At 57.7% G+C, this 7266-nt stretch carries 6 protein-coding genes; 1 reads left to right on the top strand and 5 read right to left on the bottom strand.

Annotated features, from left to right (window positions below; genetic code table 11):
* Positions 1-74: 74 nt before the first annotated feature.
* The 5 genes from mrdA to purH form a co-directional block, all read right to left on the bottom strand.
* Complete coding sequence (mrdA, locus tag JKL48_RS22575) at positions 75-1934, bottom strand: penicillin-binding protein 2 (protein WP_201987634.1); 1860 nt, start codon at positions 1932-1934, stop codon at positions 75-77.
* A 140-nt stretch (positions 1935-2074) separates the two neighbouring features.
* Complete coding sequence (locus JKL48_RS22580) at positions 2075-2569, bottom strand: hypothetical protein (RefSeq protein WP_317191986.1); 495 nt, start codon at positions 2567-2569, stop codon at positions 2075-2077.
* Positions 2570-2598: 29 nt separating this feature from the next.
* Positions 2599-3537, bottom strand: a complete 939-nt coding sequence (mreC, locus tag JKL48_RS22585; protein WP_201987638.1) for a rod shape-determining protein MreC — start codon at positions 3535-3537, stop codon at positions 2599-2601.
* Between the two features lie 225 nt (positions 3538-3762).
* A complete protein-coding gene (locus JKL48_RS22590; RefSeq protein ID WP_046244199.1) occupies positions 3763-4788 on the bottom strand; it encodes a rod shape-determining protein in 1026 nt (341 codons plus the stop codon).
* 278 nt (positions 4789-5066) lie between these two features.
* Positions 5067-6656, bottom strand: coding sequence for a bifunctional phosphoribosylaminoimidazolecarboxamide formyltransferase/IMP cyclohydrolase (gene purH / locus JKL48_RS22595; protein ID WP_201987640.1), 1590 nt, complete (start codon positions 6654-6656; stop codon positions 5067-5069).
* Between the two features lie 161 nt (positions 6657-6817).
* On the opposite strand from purH, the gene JKL48_RS22600 reads away from it, so the two are divergent.
* A complete protein-coding gene (locus JKL48_RS22600; RefSeq protein WP_201987642.1) occupies positions 6818-7231 on the top strand; it encodes a DUF3592 domain-containing protein in 414 nt (137 codons plus the stop codon).
* Positions 7232-7266: the final 35 nt, after the last annotated feature.

Genomic DNA, 7266 nt, shown 5'->3' on the forward strand with positions numbered 1-7266 from the left:
GCTCCGTGTCGGTGAGAGAAACATTCATGCGGCAAGATTAACCAACTACTTTCGTTTTTCACTTCGCGAAAGGTTTACATCGAGTGTAGCTTCTTCGTGAAGTCGCCATACATCACCCAATCTTCCCAGCGCTTGCGGTAGCCGGCTACGTGGCCGCGCAGATACTTCTCAATCATCAGCCCAGCGGCCGGGGCGGCGCTGGTGCCCCCGAAACCGCTGTTTTCGATGAACACGGCAATGGCAATTTTGGGGTCGTTGGCCGGGGCGAAGGCGGCGAAAGTGGCGTGGTCGAAGCCGTGCGGGTTTTGCACAGTGCCGGTTTTGCCTGCCACTGAGATGCCGAACTGCGCCAGCGAAGCCAGTTCGCCCGTGCCGCCGTTGCCGTCCACCACCTGCTGCATGCCGGGGATGAGGTACTTGAACAACGCGGTATCTACGGCCGTGAAGTGCTTCTGCTGGAACTGCGGGAGCGGGCCGCCATTGCCGATGCCGCGCACAAAATGCGGCGTGTAGTACCAGCCCCGGTTGGCAATGGTTGCCAGAATGTTGGCCATCTGCAAGCCCGTCACCTGCACCTCGCCCTGCCCGATGCTGAGCGAATACACGTTGCGGTAGCTCCAGCGCTGCTGGCGGTTGCGCTTTTTGTCAAAAAACTTCTTGTCGTAGAACTCCGTCGACGGGATGAGGCCGCGCTTTTCCTGGCTCATGTCCACGCCCAGCTTTTCGCCCAGCCCGAAGGATTTCACCATTTTTTGCCACTGCGCCAGGCCAATGCGGGTATCGTCGTACTTATTGGGAGCCTGCCCCCGCAACACCGCCGCCCGCATTACTTGGTAAAAATAGGGGTTGCAGCTTTGCTTAATGGCAATATTGACGTTGCGCGGCGGCTCGTGGCGGTGGGTGCAGCGCACCAGCTTCTGGTTGCACTCGAAGCCCGTGCTGGGCGTCACCACACCCAACTGCAAGGCCACCAGCTCATTCACCAGCTTAAACACCGAGCCGGGCGAGTACGAGGCCTGCAAGGGGCGGTTGAATAGCGGCAGGTCGGGGTTGTTGAGCAGGGCCATGTAGCGGTTGCCCGCGCCCTTACCCGTCAGCAGCGCCGGGTCGAAATGCGGGGCCGATACGAAGGCCAGGATTTCGCCCGTCTTGGGCTCGATGGCCACAATGGAGCCGCGCCGGCCCGCCAGCAGCTTCTCACCGTAGGCCTGCAATTCCGAGTCAATGGTCAAATGCAAATCCTGGCCGGCCACCGACAGGGTATCGAACTCCCCGTCCCGAAACTTGCCTTTCTCGATGCCGCGCACGTTCACCATTTTGTACTGCACGCCGCGCCGGCCCATCAGCGTGGTTTCGTAGTACGACTCCAACCCCGAGATGCCGATGTTTTCGCCGGGCGTGTACTTGGCGTATTTCGGCTTTTCCAGGAAGGCCGGCGTAATGGCGCCCACGTACCCGAGAGCGTGAGCCAGGTTTTTGGTGTTGTAAGCCCGCGCCATGCGCGCCTGAATGCGGAAGCCCGGAAAGTCCATCAGGTTATCCTGAATAGCCGCCAAATCAGGAGTAGTCAGGTTTTGGACGATGGGCGACGGCTTGTTGCGGGAATACTTTTTGGCCGCCAACAAGCTGGCCCGCAACTCTTCCTGCGGAATTTGCAGCAACTCGCAGAAGCGAGCCGAGTCGAGCTGCTTCACTTCGCGCGGCACCACCATCAGGTCGTACACCGGCGTGTTGCGCACCAGCGGCTGGTTTTTGCGGTCATAAATCAGCCCCCGGTACGGAATCTGCACCAAGCGCTGCAGGGTGTTTTTGTCCGCCGCTAGCTTGTAGGTTCCGTCCAGCACCTGCATAAAAAACAGGCGCGTCAGGAAGATGAGCGCCACCACCAGGAAGATGCCCTGGACAACGTACTTACGGCCTTCGAGGTATTGCATAATGTAGTTTTCAATACTTCTTTCCTGTCATCCTGAGCGCAGCGAAGGACCTTACCATGTTTGCGCCAGTCGATGTTAATGCAAATAGTTTATTCGTGATAAGGTCCTTCGCTGCGCTCAGGATGACAGTTATTTTCGCACTAATTACGTCCCCGGCGCACCGGAAAAAACAGCAGCTGCACTATCAACAACGCAAGACCGGTAAAGAGTGCGCTCACCAACATTTTACCCAGCGTGAGGCCAAAATGGCGGAAGCTGCCCAGCTCCAGCAGGAAAAACGCGGCGTGGTGCAGCAGCACCAGCAGCGTGAGGTACACGCTGAACCACTGCCAGCCCATCTGGTGCACGTTCACGGTGTCGCCCGAGTCGTAGCCGTCGCGCGGGGTGAGCAGGCGCAGTACCCACGGCCGCAAAAAGCCCAGCAGCACCGCTGCCGCGGCGTGCAGCCCACCGGTGTCGTAAAAAATATCCATCGTCAGGCCCATGCCAAACGACAGCAGCAATTGGCCCACAATGGGCGTATCGAGCGGCAGAAACAGCAGAAACCCCAGGTAGAAAAAGCACCAGCCCAAATCGAACAGCACCAGCCGGCTGATGAGCATGATGTGCACGGCCGCGTACACGGCAAAGCGCACGGCCTGAATAAGCAAAAACCGCAGTCCGCTCATGGGCGCGTCCCTCCTTTCGGCTGCATACCGGCGTGCACTTCCAGCGTGTCGCGTTCCACTTTGGGCCGGCTCGTCACCACGTACACGTAGGTCAGGTTGGCAAAATTGATTCCCAGCTTCACCCGAATGGTCCAGAAATTCTTGTCGGGCTCCTTCACAAACGAGTCGATGGTGCCAATGAAAATACCTTCCGGAAACACCGCGTTGTAGCCTGACGTCACCACCGTGTCGCCTCTCACCAGCTTGGTTTCGCGCAGTACGTTGTCGAGCAGGGCGTGGGTCGGGTCATCGCCCTGCCACTTGATGGTCCCAAACGTGCCGTCGCGCTTGATTTTCGAGGCAATGGTGGTTTTGGAATGGAGCAGGCTGGTGACCGTGGCGTAGTGCTCGCTCACCACTTTCACGCGGCCCACCACCCCGCTGGCCGCCACCACCCCCAGCCCAGGATGCACGCCATCGGCGCTACCCACGTTCAGGGTGAGGTAGTTATCCACATTATGCAGCATATTGTTGATAATCCGGGCCGGAATAAGTGGATAACTCGGGTCGCGTGCCGCCAAGTGCTGCAATCCCAGCAGCAGGGTATCGGGCCGGGCGGCGGGCCGCTGGTAGCGCACGCGCCGTAACGAATCGGTGCGGGCCGGCGGCACGGCCACCGAATCGGCCTCGCGGTGTACGGAATCGGGTGGGTATAGCTGCTGGCGCAGGCTGGCATTCTCCGCTGCCAGCTGTTGGTTCAGCTCAGCCAGGTGGAAGTAATCCGTAATCTGGGTGCGACGCGTCAGCACCACCCCGGCGTATTGATTGGCCGAGTTGAAAAAAGCGGCCCGCTGATACGAGTTGTTGGTAACGAATAAATACAGGCTGAATATTTCCAACAAGCTAAATACCAGCGCCCCGCGGAAGCGAAATAGGAAAAGAAATAAATTCCGCACGTGGGTAAATTGGTAACTGAACGGCTAGTAAAAGAACGTCATGCTGAGCGTAGTCGAAGCATCTCTACCGCGCCGCTTGTCATGCTGACGAAGGAAGCATCTTTTCACCATCGAACTGTTCGTTCTAACCTGATAAGATGTTTCGCTGCGCTCAACAGGACAAGCAGCGCGGTAGAGATGCTTCGACTACGCTCAGCATGACGCTCTGAGGTTTTTGCCTTAAAATTACGTCAGCAGCACGCCTTTAAAGGCTTGGATATCCTTGATGGCCTTGCCCGTACCGCGCACCACGGCGCGCAGCGGGTCTTCGGCAATGTGAATGGGCAGCTTGGTTTTGGCCGCCAGACGCTTGTCGAGGCCGCGCAGCAGCGCGCCACCGCCAGTGAGGTGAATGCCGTTTTCATAAATATCAGCCGACAGCTCGGGCGGCGAAATTTCGAGGGCTTTCAATACGGCTTCTTCAATTTTAGCCACCGATTTATCGAGGGCAATGGCAATTTCCGAGAAGGTTACTTTGATAACCTTCGGAATGCCCGTCATCAGGTCACGTCCGCGCACCTCGTGGTCGGGCGGCGGCACGTCGAGTTCGGTGAGGGCCGCGCCTACTTCAATCTTGATGCGCTCGGCCGAGCGCTCGCCGATGAGCAGGTTGTGCTGGCGGCGCATGTAGTCGAGAATGTCCTGGTTGAACACGTCGCCAGCCGTTTTGATGGACTGGTCGCACACGATGCCCGAGAGGGCGATAACAGCAATTTCAGTCGTGCCACCTCCGATGTCGATAATCATCGAGCCCACGGGCTGCTCCACGTCGATGCCGATGCCGATGGCGGCGGCCATGGGTTCCTGAATCATCCAGACTTCCTTAGCGCCGGCGTGCTCGGCGGAGTCACGCACGGCGCGTTTTTCTACTTCGGTGATGCCCGAGGGGATGCAGATGACCATGCGGTGCGAGGGCTGAAACAGCCGTGTCCGCGTGTCAATCATCTTAATCATGCCCTTAATCATTTCCTCGGCGGCGTGGAAATCGGCAATTACCCCGTCCTTCAGCGGACGGATGGTACGGATATTATCGTGTGTTTTTTCGTGCATCTGCTGGGCCTGGCGGCCCACGGCGATGACCTTATTGGTGGTGCGGTCTTTGGCGATGATGCTCGGCTCATCCACCACGATTTTATCGTTGTGAATGATGAGCGTATTGGCCGTACCCAGGTCGATAGCAATGTCGCTGGTCAGGAAATTAAAGAAACCCATTGAGTTAGCTGCAATAAGGCGGAGCCCGGTTATAGGGCCGGGCAGAATAATGCGCAAAGGTACGGAAGGTTTGCGCGGGGTACGGTTATAATATGCGGGCCGTTCGCGGCTGTCGTGGCGAGTGTAGCGGCAATAAATCCAAAACGTCATGCTGAGCGCAGCCGAAGCCTCTCGCGTACAGTAGCAATCAATATCGTTGAACAATTGAATTACTATTGCACGCGAGAGGCTTCGGCTGCGCTCAGCATGACGTTCTGATAATCAGGCCAGAGCCGCTTCTAGTGCTTGAAGTGGCGCACGCCCGTTAGCACCATAGCCATGCCCAGCTCGTCGCAGGCTTTAATGCTGTCGGCGTCCTTAATGGAGCCGCCGGGCTGCACCACGGCGCGAATGCCGGCCGCGCCGGCAATTTCCACGCAGTCGGGGAAGGGGAAGAAGGCGTCGGAGGCCATCACACAGCCATGCAGGTCGAAGCCGAAGGCGCGGGCCTTCTCAATTGCCTGGTGCAGGGCATCGACGCGGCTGGTTTGGCCGACACCGGAAGCCAGCAGCTGGCCGGCGCGGGCCAGCACAATGGTGTTGCTCTTGGTATGCTTGCAGATTTTCGCGGCGAAAACAAGGGCTTCCGTTTCCTCCGCTGTGGGGGCCGACTGGGTAACGGTGCGGAAATCGGCGGCCGTTTCGGTCTGCCGGTCGGCGTCCTGCTCGATGATGCCGTTGAGCAGGGTTTTGATTTGCTTTTTGGGAAACTCCACCGGCTTTTGCAGCAGCAGAATCCGATTTTTCTTGCTTTGCAGCACCGGCAGCGCATCAGCAGCGAAACCAGGTGCAATCAGAACTTCGAAAAACAACTGATTCAGTTCGGCGGCGGTGGCCGCGTCCACTTCCTTATTCACGATGATGACCCCACCGAAAGCGGAAGTCGGGTCGCAGCTCAGGGCGTTCACGTAGGCGTCGCGCAGGGTGGCGGCCTGCGCCACGCCGCAGGCGTTGGTGTGCTTAAGGATGGCGCAGGCGGGCTCACCGTCGGTGAATTCGGCCATGAGGGCCACGGCGGCATCCACGTCCACCAGGTTGTTGTAGCTGAGCTGCTTGCCGTGCAGCTGGTCGAACAGCGCCGTGAGGTCGCCGTAGAACGTGCCGGCCTGGTGGGGGTTTTCGCCGTAGCGCAGCGGGATGGGCGCTGCGCTTAATGAGGAATGAGGAATGAGGAATGAGGAATTCTCAGGCGTTTCCAATTCTTCATTATTCATTCCTAATTCTTTATTAAGCGAAGCGTCTGGAGCGAAGTATTTCGCGATTTCGGTGTCGTAGTGCGAAGTGGTGGCGAAGGCGGCGGCGGCGTATTGGCGGCGGTCTTCCATGTCGGTGCCGCCATTCTTGGCGGTCAGCAGTTCCGTCACGGCGGCGTACTGGTCGCGGCTGCTGACAACCAACACGTCGCGGTAGTTTTTGGCGGCAGCACGCAGCAGCGAAATACCGCCGATGTCAATTTTTTCGATAACGTCCTGCTCTTCGGCGCCGCTGGCCACGGTTTCTTCGAAGGGATAGAGGTCGACCACCACCAAATCGATGGGCGGGATGGCGTGAAACTCCGCTTCGGCTAGGTCGGCCACGTCGTGCCGACGGTGCAGGATGCCGCCGAATACCTTGGGATGCAACGTTTTCACCCGGCCACCGAACACTTCCGGAAAACCGGTAAGGTCTTCCACGGCAGTTACTTCGGCACCTTCTTCTTCCAGAAACTTCTGGGTGCCGCCGGTCGAATACAGCGTGATGCCGTGCTGCCGCAGCACCTGCACCAGGGGTGCCAGACGGTCTTTGTGGTACACGGAAAGCAGGGCGGCGCGAATGGGGCGAGACGACATAAAAGGTTGTTTTTTGCGGGAAAACACAGAGCACTATTGCCGCCGCAAAGGTACGGTTCGGCTCCGGCGGCATTCCAAAAGCTTTGTTACCGAATTGTTAGCAGCCCTGCTTGAAGCAAGCAGCGCAATGTCATGGCTTCACCCCTATCTAAATTGCGCCCATGCCACATCTGCTAGCCGTCGCTCTGCTCGCCCTTTTTGCTTGGTTTGCTTATCGATTGGTTTACCTGCACATCCGCGGTATCCGCACTACAGCTACAGTTGTTGAAGTGATACGCAATGAATCACACGAAGGGGCCGAAACTTTTACCCCAATAGTGGCTTTCACGACGAACCAAGGCACAGAAATTATTGCAAAGAGCTTCTACGGTACAGAGGACGCAGGCTCACGTTTTAAAGTTGGAAAGACGGTCGATGTTCTATATTCAGCGAAAGACCCTCACTACTTCACAATTGTAGGATATGAAGTTTGTGCACTAATTCTGCTCGGCTTGGTAATTGCCGGGATTCTAGGGTTTGTTTATTCCACGAAGCTGTTTAGAAAGTCTGATTTGCCTACACGTCTGTCATCCTGAGCGCAGCGAAGGACCTTATCACGGCAGAATAGGCG

It is taken from the genome of Hymenobacter rubidus (assembly GCF_016734815.1).
In the GTDB taxonomy this organism is placed as follows: domain Bacteria; phylum Bacteroidota; class Bacteroidia; order Cytophagales; family Hymenobacteraceae; genus Hymenobacter; species Hymenobacter rubidus.